Here is a 21,343-nt window from a genome sequence, read left to right as displayed (position 1 = left end):
ATAATCACATTTTTTTAATTAAAAAGGTATGGGTACACAGTAGCCTAACGGGAGGGTGGAGGGGGGTGTTTCAACGCGCGCCGTTGACTCACCCCGACATCGCTACGTCGCTCGTCGACCCTCTCTTCGCCTTTGGCGGAAAGAGGGTTGGGGATTGTGAAAGCCCCTCTCTAGCATAGAGAGGGTGGTCGAGCGAAGCAAAGACCGGGTGAGTTGATAACCGCGCTCCGTCGACTCACCCCCCGGCATCACTGCGTTTGCCGACCCTCTCTGCCGCTTGCGGCAAAGAGGGAAATTGAAAATAAAAAATCCCTTCTCTATCATATACCGGAACTAACAATAGTAGAAAAAAGTTAAAATCGTTTAACATCGTTTAACATATTTTGAGCATTATTTTTTATAAATATTTGTTAATCAATGCATTAAGAAAAAAATGCGCGAAAAAGTGTTAAACATAATTTAAAACCCATGTAATGTTCTGTAAATGAGTTATTTAGATTATAATATCTTCTCTTTTATAAATTGAAGTCCCAAAAACTATCTGAATGAGTTAAACCATGGATGGAAACTACCTGCAAAGTTTTAAAACTTCATATTTCTGCCAATTGTAATAATATTTATTGCTTAAATTTAACAGCCCACTCACTTAATCAACTATTCACCACTCACCATTGACCACTATGTACGAAAACATCCCATTAATAAACGACCAACCTATCCATAATTTTGAGTTGATTGTGGACGGTCACCGCGCTTTTATTGATTACCAGCAACGCGGCGATAAGTATTTTTTGATACATACCGAAGTGCCGGTTGACCTGGAAGGCCACGGTGTTGCCATGACACTGGTTGAAAAAACGTTGACTTATATTGAAACCAATAACGGCAAAATAGTACCTTATTGTGCTTATATCAAGGCGTTTTTAAAGCGGCACCCGGAATGGGAACGGTTGGTGGCGTAATTAAATAGGTGCTCGGTTTAGCGAGAGAAGAACAGGGCGAACACCTTCTTGCAAACTAAATTAATATCGTTTTTTGAGTATTAAGCCAAATTTGGTAGTGTCGGCTATTGCCATTTTGGGATAAATGTCATCGGCTGTGTTAGGTATGCCGTCTAATCCTGATGAAAACAAGTGATATTTGTTGCCCTGTTTTTTATAGTTGAAACCATGGTTATCATCTCTTGGTAGAATAGGATCAAATTTAGAATGTATTTCACCCTTATCATATAATTGTGCTAAACTATCCGGATAACTACCATGCTTTATTTTGTAAAATTCGACCTTTTGCATCAATGTGTTAAGGTCTGATTTCGTGAATGGTATAAATTCTTTTCGCTCATCTGCAGTATTTGATTGGTAAATTAATGTTCCATATATAACGACAGTGAGCGCTACACCACCAATACCCATTAGTATAAGTTTTATGTTTTTGCGATACTTAAAAAAACCATTAAAAATTAAGACTATTCCCACAAACGCACCTATCAGCGGGATCAGACATAAGTATCCCATCCAATAAGGTGGTTTATTTTCAATAGATATAATAAGATCTCTTAAATTTTTTTCATTCTCTGAAAATCTATATTTATCAACTACACTCAAAAATTCAGTTGTCTCTTCAGTTGATAAATATTTCCTGGGAATAAAGAACCGCTGTTTATTGGCTAAGGAGAAATATATAGCGTTTTTAGTTAAATCAACACCTTGAACAGAACTCCAGGGTAATGTTTTAATAATGCCGGAACTATTGTATTGAACTTGTAAGCCATCGTCAGTAGTTGTTAATACTTTATGATCATTATAACTTGTGTCAGTATGCTTTGATTGCCTAAGTACATATAACATCCTTAAAAAAGCAATAGCCAAAAGCAAACACCATAAAATTGGAAATGCAAGCAACCCAATCATCCCTTTCCACCAAATCTGATCTTTGCCCAAAGCCGACATAGCTATAAACACACAAATAATAGCTACAAGACCGGCCCGTTTTTTTAGTCTTTGTAAACTGTAAAAAGAAAGAAAATGAAAATAATCTTTTTTTGTGGTTTGAAACTCAATTTGCATATTAAGGTATTGGTATCGTAAAGATACTTTTTACTTCATCAAATCCGCAATCCCCCCAGGCAGTCGCTCGGCTCAGGCCGGGTGACCATTACATAACGGCATCTTGCCGCTATAGGCGGTGCAGGCCCAATAATATCCATCACCCGGCAAAGCCAAGCGATGGCGGAATATTTTAAGATACTTTCTTTATTTTTCTGAAAACTAATGCGTTACAGGAACTATGTTACGCTACATTACACGTAGAACTATGAAGTTGAAAAGCACTAATTTTTATCAACAAATATGTAAACCCACTATTTTTATAATAAATTGATTATCAATGAATTAATTATTTTTTTATTTAATTATGTAAACCTATGTAAACCATTTTACCAAAAAAAGTTCTCTCAAAATTCTTTCAGGATATTATTAGGGACAGATAAGTGAGATGCCGAAATAAATTCGGCATGACTCCGGGGAATTAATTACTTCATCAAATCCACAATCCCCTCCACATATTGGGGGTTGGCACCGCGCTGGCTGGTTACAAAAGCGCCTACGGCGCAGGCACGTTCCAGTATTTGGGGTATGGGTAGTTTATTAAGCAGGCCCAGAGTAAAGGTTGCTAAAAAAGCGTCGCCCGCGCCTACGGTATCAACCACATTGGCGGCGTAGCCGGGATGCTCATAAAATTCGTGGTCGTGCCATACCATTGCACCGTGTTCGCCGCGGGTTACACAGATGGTTTTTACATGATATTTTTTGCGGAACTCAATTATTTTATCCTTCAGGTCGCCTTTTGTGCGGTGCAAAAGCAAATCGGCTTCCTCTTCATTCATTTTAACCACATCAGCGGCAGCCGCCAAAGTTTCGATAGTTGACAGGGTATAGTGTGGTGGCCTTAAGTTAACGTCAAATACTTTAAGCGCTGTGGTTTCATTCAGCAGGTTAAGCAGGGTATCCCGGCTGGTGGCGTCGCGGCAAACCAGACTGCCAAAAACAATAGCGTCGGCATCCTTAGCATTTTTGGTAAGCGGTTTTTTTAATTTAATATTATCCCATGATACAGGGTAGGGTATAGTATAAGTGGCCTGTTGGTTTTGGTCCAGATGTACGGTAACCTCGCAGGTAGGGCGTTTTTCATCAACTTGTATCAGGTCGCTGTAAAGGCCCGCACTCTTTAAAAACTTAATGAGTTTATTGCCCTGGGTATCATCGCCCACGCGACTGGCAAAGCTGGCATTAGCCCCCTGCTGCGCCAGGTGGAACGCCACATTCATGGTAGCCCCGCCGGGTTTTTGACCGTCATCAAAAGTATCCCATAAAATCTCGCCAAAGCATAATATATCCATGTGCGTAAAACTAAGCGTTTTTGGGTTAGGTAACAGGCAAAATTAATAAGACATTTTAATTAAAATTATTAGCGGGAAACACAGGTGTATTAAACGCAAAAAAACCCCGGCGCTTATAACAACCGGGCTTTTGTTTTTTATAGATAGAGATAGGGTAGATTTTGGCTGCGGTTACCCATTAGCAAAACGAGCAACCTTGCAATGGCTTACCGAAAAGCCAATATTATTTAGGCATTAATACCGCGTTTACCACATGTATTACGCCGTTGCTTTGAAATACGTCGGCAATGGTTATCCATGATTTTCCGCCTTTTTCGTCAACCAGGTATAATTTTTTACCATCTTGTTTAACCCATAGCGCACCGCCTTGTACGGTTTTTAATTCGGTACTGCCTTTACCTTCTTTAATTTTAGCCATCAAATCTGCAGCGCTTAATTTTCCTGCTACTACGTGGTAAGTTAAAATTTTAGTAAGTGTTGCTTTGTTTTCTGGTTTTACCAGGGTTGCAACAGTACCGGCAGGTAGTTTGTCAAAAGCTTCGTTGGTGGGTGCAAATACAGTAAATGGTCCGGCTGATTCTAAAGTTTCAACTAACCCTGCTGCTTTAACGGCGGCTACTAAGGTGGTATGGTCTTTTGAGTTCACCGCATTTTCAACAATGTTTTTGGTTGGATACATGGCAGCGCCACCAACCATTTTAGTTTGAGCATAAGTGTTAGGCGCAAATGCAATAGCTGCTAAAGCAAACGCCGCGATCATGATTTTTTTCATTTTGTTTTTTTGATTGATGTTATTTGAAGGAAGATACGTGGGCTTTTAATGAGCAGTTTTAATTTTCTGATAGCCTGAGGTTTTAAGGAGTTTTAAACCGTTGGGCACTTAAATACGTATCGCGCAGTAGTATTACTGTTCAAAAAACAGCCCGGCGGCTATGTTGTCGGCATATAGTTTACCGGCTTGGGTAAGGTAAATTATATTTTCTTTTTGCACGATCCAGCCTTTATCAAAATATTCTTCGGCGGCAATAAATAATGGGGTTGATGCCGCGGCGGCTATGCTGTTAAGTCGGTTAATATCAAGTCCCCACATGGTACGCAGCGAGGTCATTATGTATTCGTTCAGCCGGTCAGCTTCACTTAAAATTTCGGTTTCGGCGGGCAGGTTATTTTTGATAATGGCTTGTATATACTTAGCATTATTAGCCACGTTCCATTGCCTTGTTTCGCCGTTGTAGGAGTGTGCCGACGGACCAATCCCCAGGTATTTTACGCCCTTCCAGTAATTGGAGTTATGTTTGGAGTAATGGCCGGGTTTGCAAAAGTTTGATATTTCATAATGCTCAAACCCGTTGGCTTGCATCGCATCCATCAGCAGGTTAAATTGTTCGGCGCTTTGCTGTTCGTTCATGGCAGGTTGCTTTTTTTTGCCGATGAACGACGCCAGCGCGGTACCCGGTTCAACAGTCATGCTGTATGACGATACATGTGGAATGTCTAACTCAAAAAGCTTATTCAAATTGTGTTTCCACTTTTGGTCGGTTAATAAAGGGTATCCGTATATCAGGTCGGCCGTTAGGTTTTCAAAGCCCATGTCCTGCGCGCGTTTTACAGCGGCCTCGGCCTCATTTGAGTGGTGAGCGCGGTTCATCCAGGCCAAATCCTCATCAAAAAATGATTGCACGCCTATACTAAAACGGTTAACAGGAGTTTGCAACAACCCCTGTAGCTTGGTTTTATCCATATCATCAGGATTAGCCTCCAGGGTTATTTCGGCGTTTGAGGCTACGGTATGTAACCCGGTTATGGTATCTATCAGTAAGTTGATCTCGCCCGGCTCTAATAGCGATGGCGTGCCGCCGCCAAAATAAATGGTTTCAATAGTTTCGCCGGCAAGATAATTTTTTTGCAGCTGTAGTTCCTTTACCAGTGCCTGGAGCAGATCATCTTTATACTGCAACGAGGTGCTGAAATGAAAATCGCAATAATGGCAGGCCTGTTTGCAAAAAGGGATGTGAAGATAGATGCCTGCCATGGCGCAAAAGTAACAGTAATATAATTAACCTGCCAATGCTGTAATTAAACGCATTTTATTCAATAAATTTGCGGCAGCATGCTTCTCAAAAAATTACGTTTTATTGGCTTTTGCTGTTTGTTAATGTTATGCAGCTACCGGGGTTATGCTCAGGGCGATAGTTTAAACAGGTATAATTTATTGCCGGGTATGCCGCAGCAAAATCAGTTATCCGTTCTCGATTCGGTGGTGCTGGCAACAAAGGCGCATGAGCAGTTTTTGAAGGACTCGGTAGCCCTGTTGCATATAAAATACCCTGATGCGGCCATGAACCAGCGATACCTGTCTAAATTAGCCGATAGTATATTGTACAAGGGCTACCAGTTTTTAGATATCCCCGGCAAACCAAAAACAACCGTACGTAACGGGCACAGCCGCCAAACCCGCGACCAATGGGTGGTATTCACCATTATATGCCTGTTGCTTTATACGGCCCTGTTAAACATCACCCTAAACAAGGATGTTAAAACCGTGGTGCAATCATTTTACAGCAAACGTGTGCTTGTGCAGGCCGGTAAGGAAGAAGGGTATATAAACTTTTGGGCTTTTGCCGGGCTTTTTTTATTGTTTGGCTTAACATTTGGGCTTATCATATACCAGCTGGCAGTTTATAATAATACATTTTACAGTATTGCAGGGTTTAGGTTGTTCATCACCTTATCGCTTATTATACTGGTGTTGTTTGCGGTTAAGTTTTTAATATTAAAATTTTTAGGGTTTATTTTTGATATAAACAGAGTGATAGGCGAGTACATTTCTATACTTTATTTAACGTATTTTAATATAGCTTTTGTGTTTTTACCGCTGGCCGTTTGCTTTTGTCTGTTAGATGCCAGATTCATCCCCTATCTGCTGGTGCTGGGCCTGATTTTAATAGTAATTATTTTTACCTGGTTATACCTGCGCAGCAGCGTGAATATTATTTCGAATATTCGATTTCACAAGTTTTATTTAATTGTGTATCTTTGTGCCCTCGAAATTTGTCCTGTTTTAATTTTAATTAAGGCACTTGATATATGAGAATTATAGTTTTTTAGAAAATAGAATTTTGGAAGATAGAAAGAAAAAGGTTAAAAGCATTCTGGTTACTTTACCAAAGCCCGAAAATGATAAAAACCCTTATGCCGAATTAGCTAAAAAGCATAACCTGAAAATTGATTTCAGATCATTTATTCATGTAGAGGGTGTGCCTGCTAAAGACTTTCGTAAAGACAAGATAAACCTGGCCGATTTTAGTGCTGTAATTTTTACCAGTCGTAACTCTGCCGACCATTTTTTCAGGATATGTGAAGAAATGCGGTTTGATGTGTCTGTAGACATGAAATATTTTTGCCTTTCAGAAACTATTGCCCTTTATCTGCAAAAATATATCCAGTACCGTAAACGTAAAATATTTTTTGGTAAGCAAAGTGCCGCCGACCTGGCCGAAGTGCTAAAAAAACACTCGGGCGAGAAATTTCTTTACCCATGCTCGGATGTGGCGGCAGAAGAAACACAAAAGTTTTTGCTGGAAAACGGCTATGACTTTACACCGGCTGTATTGTTTCGCACCGTATGCAGCGATCTCTCTGACCTGGCCGAGGTATTTTATGATATCATAGCCTTTTTTAGCCCATCAAGCATACAATCTCTTTATAAAAACTTCCCCGACTTTAAGCAGAATAATACCCGTATAGCCGCTTTTGGTGCCACTACACATAAGGCGGTATTGGAGGCCGGCCTTATATTGGATATACCTGCGCCTACGCCTGCAGCGCCGTCAATGACCATGGCTATTGAGCAATATATTAAACAAGCCAATAAATAATTATATCTTTACTATATAAATCTGTAACTATAAACGCATTTTTGCCGTAATAATGGCAATAAATGTAATGCCGCATTATGTTCAATAAAAAAACATTTTTTGTGGTAAGAGGCAAATTTTATATATTCGGGGCATTAGTTATAGTTATATAACCAATTATTTTTTTGAATTGTTTAAAATGAAACAAATATACTTTTTAGTACTAACGGTATTGGTTGGCGGATTGTTGAGCAGTTGCAGCAAAAGAGGCGACAGGGGCGAAGTTATAGGGGTGTCGGCACGTTCATTCAGGGCCGAAGTGCCTTACGGCATGGTATATATCCCAAGCGGCACTTTTTTAATGGGTCAAACAGATCAGGATATCACCTTCGCGCAAATTTCGCAAACTAAGCAGGTTACTATACCTGCATTTTTTATGGATCAAACCGAAATAACCAATAGCCAGTACAGGCAGTTTGTTAACTGGGTTCGAGACTCGATTGCTATAGGTTATTTAAATGATCAGAAATACTATATAACCCCTAAAGGGGCTGCCGCAAATAGTGCTAATAAAAAGTACATTAACTGGGATTATGTAAAAAAATACCCGGTATTCAGGGCTGCAAAAAAAGGTCAGGCAGATAACGCATCTAAGTTAAATAACATGTTTTATCAGGGCGATGACCGGATTTTTGACCGTAACGAATTGGATGTACGCATGTTAAAATACAGTTATGCTATACCCGATTATCGTGCAGCGGCCAATAATGCCAATAAAGCAAAAAAACGGTCAGACTTTATTATACGCGATACCATCCCGGTTTATCCCGATACGCTGGTTTGGTTAAGAGATTTTTCATATGCAGCCAATGAGCCAATGGTTGAAGGTTATTTTTCGCATCCCTCATACCGTAATTATCCGGTTGTTGGTGTAACCTGGCGCCAGGCACGTGCCTTTACAGTTTGGCGCGGACGTTACAACGATGCTTATCAGGATAAGCGTCATCTACCGCACCGCTCGGCTTATGAGTTGCCAACCGAAGAAGAATTTGAGTATGCAGCCCGCGGCGGCAGGATAGGTACTGATTACCCCTGGGGTGGCCCGTACATTAAAAATGCCAAAGGCTGTTTGCTGGCCAACTTTAAACCGGGCCGCGGTAATTACTCTGACGATGGCGGTACATATACCGTTAACGTGAAATCGTATTTTCCTAATGATTATGGCTTGTACAATATGGCCGGTAACGTAGCCGAGTGGACATCATCTGCTTTTGATCCATCAGCATCAACCTTTGTTAACGACCTTGCGCCAACCTTTAATTACGAGGCTAAGGCAAATGATAAGGAAGTATTAAAACGTAAGGTAGTTCGTGGCGGATCATGGAAAGATATTGGTTACTTCCTTCAAAACTCATCACGTACCTATGAGTACCAGGATACTGCAAAATCATACATCGGTTTCAGAAGTGTTACTCACTTCCAGGGCCGCGACCTGAGAGACAAGCGCTAAACACACCATTATAAACTAAAATCCAAAAAAATTATACATTAACATGGCCGGTAAAAGAAAATTCAAAGTTGAAATAGGCAACATTGTTTCATGGGGCGCTACAGTTGTTATTATAGGTTTGTTGTTTAAAATACAACACTGGCCTTATGGCACCATATTTATAACCATTGGTTTAGGAGCAGAAGCTTTATTGTTTTTTATATTAGGTTTTCAGCCTCAACCGTATGAGGTTGACTGGACACGCATCTATCCTGAATTGCATGAAGAGTATGCCGGCGAATTTGCTAAGGCAAGCCCGAAAGCAGTTGGAGGCGGCGATAATTTTTCAAACACCGCAGCTTTAGATAAAATGCTGGCCGACGCTAAGATAGGTCCTGAGTTGATAGGCAGCCTGGGCGAAGGCTTAAGAACTTTTGGCGATAAAGTTAACGCCATATCGAAAGTAACAGATGCAGGCGAAGCGACTATAGCTTTTACACAAAAGGTAAAATCGGCCACAGCAAGTTACGATACGTTGAGCGCCGCATTTGACAAAGCATCTACCAACCTGAACGAAATGGCCAATTCAAACGTTGATTCAAAAGCATACCATGATCAGGTTAATAACCTGGCCAAAAATCTTTCGGCTTTAAATGCCGTGTACGAACTGGAACTACAGGATTCAAGCGCGCATTTAAAATCAATGAATAAGTTTTATCAAAACCTGTCATTAACCATGAACAACTTTAATGAATCATTAGACGATTCAAAACAGTTTAAAGAGGAGGTTGGCCGTTTAGCTAAGAATTTAGCTTCATTAAATTCCATTTATGGTAATATGCTTAGCGCTATGAACCAGCCACGTACCTCATAACAGGTAAAAGTTAATTGATAGTTTGATAATTAAACATAATAATATAATAGCACATGGCTGGAGGTAGGGAAACCCCAAGGCAACGAATGATAGGTATTTTATACCTGGTACTTTTGGGCTTAATTGCGTTGGATGTACCTGATAGTTTGTTGGATGCATTTAAAAACATAAGCGATAGTTTAACGGCATCAAAAACCAACGTGCAAACAGGTATTGATAATACATTTACTGCGTTTGAAAAAACAAAATTAAAGGAACAGCCCGAAAGAGCTAAACCTATTTACGACAAAGCTAAACAGGCCAGTAAATTGGCTAATGACCTGAATACTTATGTTGAAAGCCTTAAAAAAACCTTGATCGATGAAAGCGGGGGTTTTGATCCTAGCACCAATGATTACAAGGGCCGCGAAAACCTGGATGCTTCTGTTGATTTGATGGTTGACCGCAGAAAAAATGCCTACGAACTGCATAAAAGAATTGACGAGACCCGTCAGAAATTAATAGCTTTATTAAATGAAAAAGAGCGCGTAGGCGTTAATTTATCATTAGCCGCTGTTGCGCCAAAGCATAGGGCCGGTTTTCCTAATAAAGATTGGGAACAGGCTAACTTTGGCGAAGGCATACCTATGGGTGCTGCCATGACCGCTTTAACCAAAATACAGGCGGATACCAAAAATGCCGAAAATGAAATTGTTAAAAAAATATTAGGCGAGGTTGACCAGGCCGTTGTAAATCTGGACCAATTCTCGGCAGTTGCTGTTGCGCCAACCAGTTATGTGTTGGTAGGGCAGCCTTATACTGCTGAGGTATTCCTTACCGCTTCTGATTCAAAATCATCTCCCGAAATTACGGTGGATGGCGGCAGGTTAGCTGTTGAAGCAGGGAGAGGCAAATATACCGGCAGCACCGGCAGCGAAGGTATGCACACCTGGATTGGTACTATACGGGTGAGGCAAAATGATGGTACGTTTAAAACGTATACTACCCAGCCACAAACTTACCAGGTAGCTAAACCATCGGCGGTAGTATCGCCTGACAAGATGTTGGTATTATATATAGGCTTGCCAAACCCGGTATCTATATCGGCGCCCGGCATCCCTAAAGAAAAATTAAAAATTGGCATAACCGGCGGTGGAACAATTACAGGTTCGGCAGGTCATTACTCAGCTAATGTTACAACCCCGGGTTTGGCAACTATTACCGTATCTGGCGATATAAATGGTAAAACCATGGTATTGGGCTCAACCGAGTTTCGTGTAAAACGTATACCTGATCCTAAGGCGCAGTTTGCAGGTAAATCGGGCGGTAGCACAAGCGCGGCTAATATTAAAGCCCAGGATGCTATATTTGCCAAGTTGGAAAATTTTGAATTTGATGCCAAATTTAATGTAACCCGTTTTGGTTTATTAATTATTAAACCACGGCAGGACCCTATTAATATGAGTACAACAGGAAGCTCGTTAAGTGCACAAATGCACCAGGCATTAAATACCATTACACCAGGCTCGACCATTGTATTTAAAGATATTATGGCAGTTGGGCCTGATGGTTCACAACGGGCATTGGATGCCATTGTTTTACAAGCACAGTAAAGGAGAGGGACTATGAAAAAATTATTATTAATAGTGCTTTGCTTAGTAAGTGTTAGCGTTTATGCGCAAAAAGCTAAGAAAAAAGCCACCACAACAAAAAAACCGGTTAAACAGGTAAGCAGAGCAAATACACGCGCGACAGCACCGCTTGATACGGCTAAAAAGCCAGTAGCCACGGTTGCTAAACCGGTGGCAAAACCAGCCGCAGCACCTGCCAAACCTTTTGACAGGCCTGTTGATGGTTATTATCAAAAAACTGACATAATGAATGCCAGGGTAACGCCTTACGCCGCCCTGCGCGAAGCTGATGTGGCCATGTCAAAACGGGTATGGCGCGAAATTGACCTGCGCGAAAAGATGAACAGCTATATGGGGTCGCCAAAAGCAAGGTTAATTGATATTTTAATGAAGGCTATAGCCGACGGCGAATTGACCGCTTATGATGCTACTGCTAATCCCGCAAAGGATGATCCAAACGGCGACAGCTTTTCTACCCCGCTAACGCCCGAACAGGTTATAGGAAAAATGGCGGATAGCACCACGGTAGATAAATTTGATAAAAACGGCGATAAAACAGGCTCAACACTTGTTGCAGGTACATTTGCACCTGATAGTATTGTGAAATTCCGTATTAAAGAAGACTGGATATTTGATAAACAACGGTCGGTTTACGAACCTCGTATTATTGGCATAGCGCCAATGATCAAACAAAAAGTAGCTGGTGTAACCCTTAATGTTGATTATCAGCCCGCTTTCTGGATATACTTTCCGGCCGCCCGCCCTATACTGGTTACCAAAGAAGTATTTGCCGGTAAAAATGACGCAACCGGTTTAAGCTATGACGATGTGTTTTTAAAGCGCATGTTTACCAGTTATATTGTTAAGGAATCAAACGCTAAGGACGAACGTATTAAAGATTATGCCGACGGTATTGACCGTTTGTACGAATCTGAACGGATAAAGAAAGATTTGATGGATTGGGAGCTTAATCTTTGGCAATACTAGGTTAAGTCAAAAGTCAAAATTAAAAAGTCAAAACCACAACGGTTTTGACTTTTTTGTTTAACCCTATTGTCATTTCGAACGAGGTACGAGGAGAACTATTCTCTTGAGCGTAGCGAAAAAATCTATACACATGTTCGGCGGAGGATATGTATAGATTTCTCACTATGTTCGAAATGACAATTTGATTAATTGCTAACTAATCCACTTCCATTAAAATACTCAATTAAGGCCTTTGCCTGTTTGGTATTTAACACTTCAAGCAGTGTTTCTTCATTAGCTTCCCGTATCTTTTTAACAGATTTAAAATACTTGAGTAACTTCTCGGCGGTAGTTTTGCCAATGCCTTCAATTAGTTCCAGTTCGGTAGCCAATGTGCCTTTATCGCGTTTTTTACGGTGAAAGGTAATGCCAAAGCGGTGCGCTTCGTCCCGCAGTTGCTGTATCAGTTTTAATGTTTCTGATCGTTTATCCAGATATAGTGGGTATTGGTCTCCCGGATAATAAAGTTCTTCCAACCGTTTGGCAATACCTATAACCGTTACCTGTTTATCAATGCCCAATAGTTTTAAGCTTTTCATGGCTGATGATAGCTGCCCTTTGCCGCCATCAATAATTATCAGTTGGGGCAAGCCGGTATCTTCATCCAATACACGGCGGTACCGCCTTAAAACAGCTTCCTCCATAGTGGCAAAATCATCAGGCCCCACAACGGTTTTTACGTTAAAATGCCTGTAATCTTTTTTTGACGGTTTGCCATCTTTAAAAACAACTATAGCCGATACCGGATACTTGCCCTGAAAGTTTGAGTTATCAAAACATTCAATGTGCCGGGGCAGTTGGTTCATGCGCAGGTCTTTCATCATTTGGGTAAGCAAACGCTCCGTACGTACCTCAGGGTTCAGTTTTTCGTATTGGTCTATACGTTCCTTTTTAAAGAATTGTACATTTTTTTGCGAAAGGTCAAGCAGCTTTCTTTTTTCGCCTAATTTGGGTACGGTAAACTTTAGCTTATCATCATCCAGATCAATATCAAACGGTACAATTATCTCTTTCGAATCGCTGTTATACCTGCTCCTAAATTCGGTTATGGCAAGTGTCAGCAACTCTTCATAACTTTCATCCAGTCGTTTTTTTAGTTCGATGGTTTGTGTTTGGATGATAGTGCCATTCATCACCTTTAAAAAGTTTACAAAAGCATACTTTTCTTCGGATGCGATACTAAACACGTCCACATCCGTAATAGACGAGTTTACCACGGTTGATTTGCTTTGGTAATTTTCCAGCAGATCAAATTTTCTTTTTAGCCTATGTGCATGTTCATAATTTAAGGAAGAAATAGCATTGTCCATTTCCACCTTCATTTTGCGTAGCACAGCGCCAATTTTACCGTTTAAAATATCTTTTATCTCTTCAATGCTGTTGTCGTAATCATCCTCGGTTTGGTAGTTTTGGCAGGGGCCCTTGCAGTTGCCCAATTGGTATTCTAAACATACTTTAAATTTACCGGCCTCAATATTAGGCCTGGTAAGCGCCAGGTTACAGGTACGCAGGGGGTAAGTTTCTTTTATCAAACCCAAAATAGCGTGCATCATACTTACCGAGGCATAGGGCCCCAGGTATTTTGAGCCATCCTTTACAATACGGCGGGTCCAGAAAATGCGGGGGTAATGCTCGTTTTTAATAATGATCCACGGATAGGTCTTATCATCCTTAAGCATTACGTTGTACCGTGGCTGGTGCTTTTTAATCAGGCTGTTTTCCAGCAGCCAGGCATCAATTTCGGTATCAACAATGGTAAAGGTTATCTTGCGTATTTTTGATACCAGTACACGTGTTTTGGCATTTACATTGGTGTCCTTATTAAAATAGGAGGTAACACGGTTGCGCAGGTCTTTTGCCTTGCCGATATAGATCAGCTCGTTCGCCTCATCCCAATATTGATATACCCCCGGTTTATGCGGAATATCTTTTAACGCTGCCCTATAATCAAATTTGTTCATTAGTCTGCCCCCTCTAAATCTCCCCCGGTTGGGGAGACTTTTTTAAAGCCCTCCCTACCGGGGAGGGTTGGGTGGGGCTAATTACATATAAACCAGTTAGAAACTTAGTCTTTTCTCCACATCATTCGCCCCTTTCTTTTGAGGACCGCCGCCGCCATCGTAAACACTGCAATCCAGTTGTGGCAAGTCGCCTTTAGGTACATCAAAGTCTATGTTCTTTTTAATACCTAATTTCTGGTCGGCGTATACAGATTTCATATATTCGGCAAATATAGGCAGGGCTGTATTAGCACCTTCGCCAAAACTGGTTGATCTGAAATGTACATATCTACTTTCAAACCCTGTCCAAACGCCGGTTACCAGTTGTGGGGTAATACCTACAAACCAACCGTCCGAGTTATCATTAGTAGTACCTGTTTTTCCACCCATAGGGTTGGTAAAGTTATATTTCCAGCGTAACCGGTTACCTGTTGCGCCTGTAATATCAACCACGCCTTTTAACATATAGGTCATAACATATGCAGTTTGTTCGCTAAGGGCTTGCGTTACTTTTGGCTGATGATCTGAATAGATCACATTGCCATTTTTATCTTCAATACGTAGTAAATAGGTAGGCTCTGTCCATAACCCATGGTTTACAAAGGCACTGTATGCCGCGGTCATTTCCATAACTGATGCATCAAAAGTACCCAGGCATATTGAGGGTACAGAGGGAACGTCCCCACCTATTCCTAGTTTTTTTATCAACTCAACCACAGGCACGGGGGTAATCTCTTTCATGATGTGCGCGGTTATCCAGTTTTGTGAATAAGCCAAAGCTTCCCTTAATGTTAGCAAGCCAGGCTTAGTATCAAAAGATGCAGGGCACCATGGCGGGCTACCCGGTGTATATATGGTATCCGGCACGTTCGCCACCCTTTGACAAGGCGAATAAGCTTCCTCTAAAGCCTTAGCATAAGTAAATGATTTAGCTGTTGAGCCCACCTGCCGTTTGCCTGCTTTTACTTGGTCATACTGAAAATGTTCAAAGTTAATGCCGCCTACCCATGCTTTAACATAGCCTGTTTTAGGGTCCATGCTCATCATGGAGTTACGTAATAAAAGCTGGCAATAAGCTATAGAATCAATAGGCTTCCATATTACCGTACTATCACCTTTCCAGGTAAATATTTCTAAGGTGTCAGGGGTATTAAAGTTTTCCCTAATTTCTTCATCGGTTTTGTTCTGTAATGTTAATTCTTTGTAACGGTCAGAAAGTTTCATGCCATTTTCAATCAGCATTTTAAACTGGGGTACAGTTTTCCACATACTGACGCCCTTAATAGTTTTATTAAATAATACCTGCAGCGTTTGCATATATTTTTTCTGCGCATCTTCGGCATACGTCTGCATTTGATAATTAATAGTGGTATAAATCTTTAATCCATCCCGGTCAAGGTCATAAGGCGTTCCATCTGCTTTTTGTATACCCTGTTCGGTAAATAACCTGGTTAGTTCTTTTTTTAGTTCGGCTCTGAAATAGGGGGCAATGCCTTCGTAATGATTGGTTGGATGATAACTAATCCCCAAAGGTTTAGCTTGATATTCTTTAGCCTGGGCATCGTTTAAATAGCCTTCTTCTGCCATACGCCCCAAAATAAAATTTCGCCTGTTTTTTGCCCTATCGGGATGATTTATGGGCGAATATATTGCCGGGCCTTTTAATTGTGCTATTAATACAGCTGCCTGATCGGGGGTGAGTTTATCAGGCGTGGTATAAAAGTAAGTTTGTGCTGCCGATCTAATGCCTAATGTATTTGATCCAAAAGATACCGTATTAAGGTACATGGTAATAATTTCCTGCTTGGTATAATGCTTTTCTATTTTTACGGCGGTTATCTGTTCTTGTAATTTTTGTATAAAGCGCTTTATAGGATTTTTTGCCCTGTCTTCGTCCGAGAATAAGTTGCGGGCCAACTGTTGGGTAATAGTACTTGCTCCTTGTTTTTTACCTAATAAATTATAAGGGATAATACTGAATGTACGCCAAAAATCAATACCTGAGTGGGTATAAAAGTGGTTGTCTTCAGTAGCAATAAGCGCGTTGGTAACATTAGGCGATATTTGGTTAAAGTTCACCCTCGACCGGTTACCCTGGTCAACAAAATACTTGCCTAACAATTGATTGTCTGATGAAATAATTTCAGAAGCGAGATTGCTTTTTGGGTTCTCCAGGTCGCGAAAAGATTTCACGGTGCCAAACAATCCTACCGAAGTAAGGGCTAAAAGCAATACTACAAATGCAAAGCAGCCAATAAAAAATTTCCAGATGTAACCGTTGTATCTTTTTATATCCTGCTGCGAAAGTTTAACGTCCATTTTTAATAGGTTTTTTGGTAATAGTCAATATAGCTATCCAATAATTCTTTGCTGGCTAATTTATCCAGATTTTCTTTTGTAATGATAAAAAAACTGTATTTATCCTTTGGTACCTTCATAATTTGCGGCATCAGCGGTATAATATCTCTTGCATAGGCTTTAACATCGGCAAGGCTTTTAAATAAACCTACATAAATAAGTTGGTTATCGGCACCCGCATTTTTAAGCTGATGTTTTATTGACGCCGGGAAAAAGTTGGCCCTGTTATACTGCCCTATGCCAAAACGCGAAGGAGCCATATCTGTTGTGCCGGTACTTACATTTACCACAAAATAGTACTCCGTATTATCGCGCTCATTAAATAAGGTGGATATGGGTTTAGGCGGAACAGTTACCGTTGGTGGCGGTTGCTGAACCACTACTGTTTGCGGCGTTGCAGTTGGCGGCACAATAACCGGCGTATTGGCGGTTGGCGTTGGTGCAGGTGTTACGGCTACAGGCGCAGTTGCGGTTGGCGCTGCAAGGTTGGGCTGCTCAACAGGTGTCGGTTTTACCGGTTCAACACGTTGCTGCGCCACGTTTTCTACGGTAATATTGCGCCTTAAAGCTGTTTCTTTTTGGTAGGCTATAGGCGGAATAAACAGTTGTCCGGTAGTGTCATTATCAGCCAGTACATAAGTTTGTGTACTCAACGCGGCCCTGTTAGCGTCAATATAAGCCAGGTGCTGCATGGCTAAAGGTTTTACTATTACATCATCCGGGTATTTAACGGTTATTTGCTGTAAGTCGCTTTGAAAGGGAGCTAAACCTTCCTGGTGCCCGGCACTAATGGCCCGCAGGTAACTTAGTTGTGCCGAAAATTTATTGTTAGGGTATTGTTTAAGCAGCGCGTCTATATCACTAATCGCCTGCGTGTATTTTTTTTGTGCGTATAGGTTATAAGTCTGACTATAGGCTGTATTAAACAAAGCGTCGTTGTCATCCATCCGCTTACTGTAATCAGGGTCGGTAATTACTTTGGCAAAGGTGGTTTCAGGATATTCCTTTAGCAGTTTGTTTTTATATACAGTAGCCTGTGCGGCATCCATATCAGTATAAAGCCTGTACAGACTATAATATATGGCCGCCTTATTAGGATCATCCGGAAACTTAGCTAAAAGCACCAAATAGTTAGCAATGGCCTCTTTTTTATCATCTAAAATATCGCGGTAAAAATTAGCTATATCCAAATAAGCGTTATAAACACGCAGGTTTGATTGTGCCATTAATTGGGGCGTAAGCGGCAGGTTTTGCATTAACGATTGCCGGTAACTGCCCGCGGTTACATCATTAGCAGTTTTTGCACGCACACCATTAGGCAGCGCATCAGGGTCGCCGCTTGATATGGCGCCCGGTATAGCGGTACTGCTGGCCACATCAGCGCTGGCGCGGTTGCTGCGGCGCCAGTTATCTTCCAACTTGCGGTTGCCCCATCGTCGCTTAAAATCATTATATCCCTGACTTACAGCAGCCACATTGTAAAAATAAAAGTTACTTTCCGACGGTTTACTTGCCGTTTGCGATGCAGCGTTGGCTACCGTATTAACCGTTGCCTGTGAAGCCGTATTTGCCGCCGCTATTTGTTGCTGCAGCAAGGTTTGTTTTACCACCATCGAGTCAATAAGTGCCAGCCGGGTTTTCTCGTCAAGTTTGGCCAGCATTTGCAAGGTGTCTTCGCGGGATATAATATGTAGCCTGTCAACCAGTAACTGCAGGTTGTTGCTCTTTTTTTGTATGGTTTGGTACCCAGGGTAATTTGGCGAAAGGTTGGTTAGCGTGCTATCGTAATATTTTTTGGCGCTAACATAATCGGCCTTGTTTTTAAAATCGATATCCGCAATGCGCAGGTATGATAATCCTTTTTGGTTTTGATTGGTTTTGCTGTTGCTTAAGGATAACTTGTAGTATTTAACCGCGTTATCTAAATCATTATTTGCCCTATATATTTCGCCCACCTGGTAATATATCTGGTCAACAAAATCCTTATTGTTCTGATTTTTCAATAAGCTTAGCAGGCGCTGCGTCCGCGTCATTTGTATGCCCTGCTGCTCGTCGCTTATACGTATGCGGTTCAGGTTGGCATTAAACGCCATCTCGAACGAGGCGTTGCTTTTAACTATTTTGGTATAGCTTGCAATAGCGGCATCGGTATGTTTATTAAGTTCCTGTAGCTGGCCCAAAATAAATGTCCACCGTATTTTCTGGCTGCTGCTTTTGCAATAAGCAATGGCCTTTTTGGCTATCTCCTCGCCATCGGCATATTTTTGCGAGGCTATATCATAAGCCATTGCAGCCGCGTACACATCAGCGGTTATGCGTTGTTTGGGGTTTATGTTTAGTAGCGCGGTATCAATTGTTTGTTTGGCCTCGGGTAAATTGTTTAAGTAAATTAAGCTTCGGGCTTTCCAAACGCGCGCTTCCTGCACCAAATTGCGGCTTTTCTTATCCGTAAACGACCGGGTTACGTAGCTAAAAAATTCGGCGGCGTTAAAATAATTGGCGTATAAAAAATTAGCCTTACCCAGCACCAGGTAGGCATCGCCTAAATAATGGCTTTGTTCTTTTTCGTTGATGATCAGGTTGGCTTTGGTCATTGCCGCTTCCAGATCCTTATCCTGCGGCGAGGTATGCAGTATGGTATCCTGGTAAACGCTTAATATGTCATCATACCTGTCCACAAAGGCTAAGGCATAATCGGCCTGTTTTTGTTTTAATAGCTCGTTGGCATTAAATAGTATGTTATAATGCGCGGTTAAATTTTGCAGCGCACGGTTAAAGCCGTTCTTGTTTTGTAACGAGCAGCCCGCTATAACAAGCAATATTGCCGGCAGCAAAAATTTAGTATGTTTTATTATAGATGTAAAGGAGCGCCTCAAAGTAAAAATCCGGATTAGAAAAGCAAAGGCTAATTTACTAAAGATTATACAATAGGTTTAATAAATTTGCAGATGGATAAAAATGAACCTGGTAACCAGCCCCCAGGCAAGCCTATGGCTAATTATGCTAAATTTTCTGGTTTGGCTTTCCAAATGATAGCCATTATAGGCGTATTTGCCTATACCGGGTATAAAATTGACGCTGCTGCCGGGCATACTACCAAGTGGGTAACCGCAATGTTGGCGCTGTTGGGGGTGTTTATTTCTTTATATATTGTTTTTAAATCAGTAAAGAATTGAGGCTTATATATAACGTATTATACTGCATATTATTTGTTATTATTTTGGCGGCTTTGCCTATGTGGCTTACCCAAAACGGCCATACTGACCTGATAACGCCACATTTTTGGCTCATCTACTTTTTTTTGTCGGGCCTTACCCTTGCCGTTATAATTGGGGTAACGCTGGCGCAACAAATCAACGCTGAAAAAGGGGCGCAGGCTTTTTTGGCCGCAACCGTTTTTAAAATACTTTCATGCCTGGTTTTTGCCCTTGTTTTTTTGCTCAAAAACAAGGTAAATAAGTACGTTTTTGTGGCCGATTTTTTTTACTTATATTTCTTAAATACGGCCTTTGAAGTTTATATTTTGTTACGTAACTTGCGCAACCAAAATTTAAGGTAGAAAACTTCATTTTAATGTATAATAAGTCGATTTTGAACTCAAAAAATTTTAAAAAATTCTTCATTTATGCCATTTTTTTGATGTCTGGTGTATTTTCTACACCATCATTCGCTCAGGAAAAGGCTGAAAAAGGAGAGTCGGAAAAGTTCAATCCCAAAGATGTTATTTTTGAACACATAGGCGATTCGCATTCTATGCATATATTGGGAAAAACGCATATTCCGTTGCCAATTATATTATATACTGATAAAGGATTTGAAATTTTTTCATCATCAGATTTTGGTGAGGAAAATGGAGACTATACCGGCAAATATTATACCTATAGGTTAGTAAAAGATAAAATAAATATTGTTGGCGATAATAATGCTTTAACTCCCGGTGCCAACCTTTTAAAGCCTAATAGTAAATTGATTGATTTTTCTATTACCCGCAATGTAGCAAGTATGTGGTTGGGTATGATTATATTATTATTGGTATTTTTAACCATAACCTCAAGTTATAGAAAACGCTCGGGTAAGGCACCTAAAGGTGTGCAATCGTTCCTGGAGCCATTGGTTATGTTTGTTCGTGATGATGTGGCTATTCCTAATATAGGTGTAAAATATGCCCGGTATATCCCGTTGTTATTAACCATGTTCTTTTTTATACTTATCAATAACTTATTTGGCTTAATACCTTTTTTTCCGGGGGGCTATAATCTTACCGGTAACATAGCAGTAACATTAACCCTGTCTTTTATCACATTGTTAGTGATAAACTTTAGCGGTAACAAATACTATTGGAAACACATTTTTAAGCCCGATATTCCATTTTGGTTATATCCTATCATGGTTCCGGTTGAGGTGATTGGTATTATATCAAAGCCCTTCGCGTTAATGATACGTTTGTTTGCCAACATTACCGCTGGCCACATTATTGTGCTGAGCTTAATATCATTGATATTTATTTTTAAAACATTATACGTATCCCCTGCATCAATAGTATTTGTGGTGTTTATGGATACCATTGAATTGCTTGTTGCATTTTTACAGGCTTACATTTTTACGATGCTTACCGCCCTGTTTATTGGTATGGCGGTTGAGGAGCATCACCATTAATTTGAATTAATTATCTATTAATATACACGTTTAAAAAACAAACAAAATGACTGGAAGTATTGCTGCAATTGGCGCA

Annotated in this window: 17 protein-coding genes; 10 read left to right on the top strand and 7 right to left on the bottom strand. The window is 40.7% G+C overall.

What is annotated here, in order from left to right:
- The first annotated feature begins 680 nt into the window (after positions 1 to 680).
- Complete coding sequence (locus tag ABI367_RS10235; RefSeq protein WP_462227177.1) at positions 681 to 962, top strand: GNAT family N-acetyltransferase; 282 nt, start codon at positions 681 to 683, stop codon at positions 960 to 962.
- 60 nt (positions 963 to 1,022) lie between these two features.
- Here ABI367_RS10235 and ABI367_RS10230 read toward each other — a convergent pair whose 3' ends face one another.
- The 4 genes from ABI367_RS10230 to hemW form a co-directional block, all read right to left on the bottom strand.
- Positions 1,023 to 2,066: a type II secretion system protein GspG gene (locus tag ABI367_RS10230; RefSeq protein WP_462227176.1), complete on the bottom strand. Its 1,044-nt coding sequence runs from the start codon at positions 2,064 to 2,066 to the stop codon at positions 1,023 to 1,025.
- A gap of 464 nt (positions 2,067 to 2,530) precedes the next feature.
- Complete coding sequence (locus ABI367_RS10225) at positions 2,531 to 3,397, bottom strand: carbohydrate kinase family protein (RefSeq protein ID WP_462227175.1); 867 nt, start codon at positions 3,395 to 3,397, stop codon at positions 2,531 to 2,533.
- 223 nt (positions 3,398 to 3,620) lie between these two features.
- On the bottom strand, positions 3,621 to 4,169 hold the full coding sequence (locus ABI367_RS10220; protein ID WP_462227174.1) for a fasciclin domain-containing protein: 549 nt from the start codon (positions 4,167 to 4,169) through the stop codon (positions 3,621 to 3,623).
- A gap of 132 nt (positions 4,170 to 4,301) precedes the next feature.
- Positions 4,302 to 5,429, bottom strand: coding sequence for a radical SAM family heme chaperone HemW (hemW, locus tag ABI367_RS10215; RefSeq protein ID WP_462227173.1), 1,128 nt, complete (start codon positions 5,427 to 5,429; stop codon positions 4,302 to 4,304).
- A 78-nt stretch (positions 5,430 to 5,507) separates the two neighbouring features.
- Between hemW and ABI367_RS10210 the strand changes: the two genes are divergently transcribed.
- The 6 genes from ABI367_RS10210 to porN all read left to right on the top strand — a co-directional run bounded on the left by ABI367_RS10210 (position 5,508) and on the right by porN (position 12,214).
- On the top strand, positions 5,508 to 6,488 hold the full coding sequence (locus ABI367_RS10210; RefSeq protein WP_462227172.1) for a DUF4271 domain-containing protein: 981 nt from the start codon (positions 5,508 to 5,510) through the stop codon (positions 6,486 to 6,488).
- Positions 6,489 to 6,516: 28 nt separating this feature from the next.
- The gene (locus tag ABI367_RS10205; RefSeq protein WP_462227171.1) at positions 6,517 to 7,275 is read left to right on the top strand and encodes a uroporphyrinogen-III synthase; all 759 of its coding nucleotides are present in this window, start codon (positions 6,517 to 6,519) and stop codon (positions 7,273 to 7,275) included.
- Positions 7,276 to 7,453: 178 nt separating this feature from the next.
- Positions 7,454 to 8,764, top strand: coding sequence for a T9SS ring complex lipoprotein PorK/GldK (gene porK / locus ABI367_RS10200; protein ID WP_462227170.1), 1,311 nt, complete (start codon positions 7,454 to 7,456; stop codon positions 8,762 to 8,764).
- A 43-nt stretch (positions 8,765 to 8,807) separates the two neighbouring features.
- Positions 8,808 to 9,617 (top strand): type IX secretion system motor protein PorL/GldL, encoded by an 810-nt coding sequence (porL, locus tag ABI367_RS10195; RefSeq protein WP_462227169.1) that lies wholly within the window; start codon positions 8,808 to 8,810, stop codon positions 9,615 to 9,617.
- Positions 9,618 to 9,670: 53 nt separating this feature from the next.
- Positions 9,671 to 11,209 (top strand): type IX secretion system motor protein PorM/GldM, encoded by a 1,539-nt coding sequence (gene porM / locus ABI367_RS10190; RefSeq protein WP_462227168.1) that lies wholly within the window; start codon positions 9,671 to 9,673, stop codon positions 11,207 to 11,209.
- A 12-nt stretch (positions 11,210 to 11,221) separates the two neighbouring features.
- Positions 11,222 to 12,214: a type IX secretion system ring subunit PorN/GldN gene (gene porN / locus ABI367_RS10185; RefSeq protein ID WP_462227167.1), complete on the top strand. Its 993-nt coding sequence runs from the start codon at positions 11,222 to 11,224 to the stop codon at positions 12,212 to 12,214.
- 185 nt (positions 12,215 to 12,399) lie between these two features.
- On the opposite strand, the gene uvrC is transcribed toward porN, so the two are convergent.
- From uvrC to porW, 3 genes are all read right to left on the bottom strand, one after another.
- On the bottom strand, positions 12,400 to 14,214 hold the full coding sequence (gene uvrC / locus ABI367_RS10180; RefSeq protein ID WP_462227166.1) for an excinuclease ABC subunit UvrC: 1,815 nt from the start codon (positions 14,212 to 14,214) through the stop codon (positions 12,400 to 12,402).
- Positions 14,215 to 14,310: 96 nt separating this feature from the next.
- Entirely contained in the window at positions 14,311 to 16,572 is a 2,262-nt protein-coding gene (locus ABI367_RS10175) for a transglycosylase domain-containing protein (RefSeq protein ID WP_462227165.1), read from the bottom strand.
- 2 nt (positions 16,573 to 16,574) lie between these two features.
- Positions 16,575 to 19,487, bottom strand: a complete 2,913-nt coding sequence (porW, locus tag ABI367_RS10170) for a type IX secretion system periplasmic lipoprotein PorW/SprE (protein ID WP_462258078.1) — start codon at positions 19,485 to 19,487, stop codon at positions 16,575 to 16,577.
- A gap of 72 nt (positions 19,488 to 19,559) precedes the next feature.
- Here porW and ABI367_RS10165 point away from each other — a divergent pair, with 72 nt between their 5' ends.
- The 3 genes from ABI367_RS10165 (at position 19,560) to atpB (ending at position 21,267) form a co-directional block, all read left to right on the top strand.
- Entirely contained in the window at positions 19,560 to 19,787 is a 228-nt protein-coding gene (locus ABI367_RS10165; protein WP_462227163.1) for an AtpZ/AtpI family protein, read from the top strand.
- A 59-nt stretch (positions 19,788 to 19,846) separates the two neighbouring features.
- Entirely contained in the window at positions 19,847 to 20,170 is a 324-nt protein-coding gene (locus ABI367_RS10160; RefSeq protein WP_462258077.1) for a hypothetical protein, read from the top strand.
- Between the two features lie 80 nt (positions 20,171 to 20,250).
- Positions 20,251 to 21,267, top strand: a complete 1,017-nt coding sequence (gene atpB, locus ABI367_RS10155) for a F0F1 ATP synthase subunit A (RefSeq protein ID WP_462227161.1) — start codon at positions 20,251 to 20,253, stop codon at positions 21,265 to 21,267.
- The last annotated feature ends 76 nt before the right edge of the window (positions 21,268 to 21,343 follow it).

The organism is Mucilaginibacter sp. (assembly GCF_039935595.1).
Lineage (GTDB): Bacteria > Bacteroidota > Bacteroidia > Sphingobacteriales > Sphingobacteriaceae > Mucilaginibacter.
The sequence above is the reverse complement of the archived record's forward strand: the minus strand, read 5'-3'. Positions and strand labels throughout refer to the sequence as shown.

Bases quoted from the DNA above. Each gene is read 5' to 3' on its own strand.
- hemW (WP_462227173.1), bottom strand. From the start codon at position 5,429: ATGGCAGGCATCTATCTTCACATCCCTTTTTGCAAACAGGCCTGCCAT.
- ABI367_RS10235 (WP_462227177.1), top strand. From the start codon at position 681: ATGTACGAAAACATCCCATTAATAAACGACCAACCTATCCATAATTTT.
- uvrC (WP_462227166.1), bottom strand. From the start codon at position 14,214: ATGAACAAATTTGATTATAGGGCAGCGTTAAAAGATATTCCGCATAAA.
- porL (WP_462227169.1), top strand. From the start codon at position 8,808: ATGGCCGGTAAAAGAAAATTCAAAGTTGAAATAGGCAACATTGTTTCA.
- atpB (WP_462227161.1), top strand. From the start codon at position 20,251: ATGTCTGGTGTATTTTCTACACCATCATTCGCTCAGGAAAAGGCTGAA.
- ABI367_RS10210 (WP_462227172.1), top strand. From the start codon at position 5,508: ATGCTTCTCAAAAAATTACGTTTTATTGGCTTTTGCTGTTTGTTAATG.
- porN (WP_462227167.1), top strand. From the start codon at position 11,222: ATGAAAAAATTATTATTAATAGTGCTTTGCTTAGTAAGTGTTAGCGTT.
- ABI367_RS10175 (WP_462227165.1), bottom strand. From the start codon at position 16,572: ATGGACGTTAAACTTTCGCAGCAGGATATAAAAAGATACAACGGTTAC.
- ABI367_RS10225 (WP_462227175.1), bottom strand. From the start codon at position 3,397: ATGGATATATTATGCTTTGGCGAGATTTTATGGGATACTTTTGATGAC.
- porM (WP_462227168.1), top strand. From the start codon at position 9,671: ATGGCTGGAGGTAGGGAAACCCCAAGGCAACGAATGATAGGTATTTTA.
- porK (WP_462227170.1), top strand. From the start codon at position 7,454: ATGAAACAAATATACTTTTTAGTACTAACGGTATTGGTTGGCGGATTG.
- ABI367_RS10165 (WP_462227163.1), top strand. From the start codon at position 19,560: ATGGATAAAAATGAACCTGGTAACCAGCCCCCAGGCAAGCCTATGGCT.
- ABI367_RS10220 (WP_462227174.1), bottom strand. From the start codon at position 4,169: ATGAAAAAAATCATGATCGCGGCGTTTGCTTTAGCAGCTATTGCATTT.
- ABI367_RS10230 (WP_462227176.1), bottom strand. From the start codon at position 2,066: ATGCAAATTGAGTTTCAAACCACAAAAAAAGATTATTTTCATTTTCTT.
- ABI367_RS10160 (WP_462258077.1), top strand. From the start codon at position 19,847: ATGTGGCTTACCCAAAACGGCCATACTGACCTGATAACGCCACATTTT.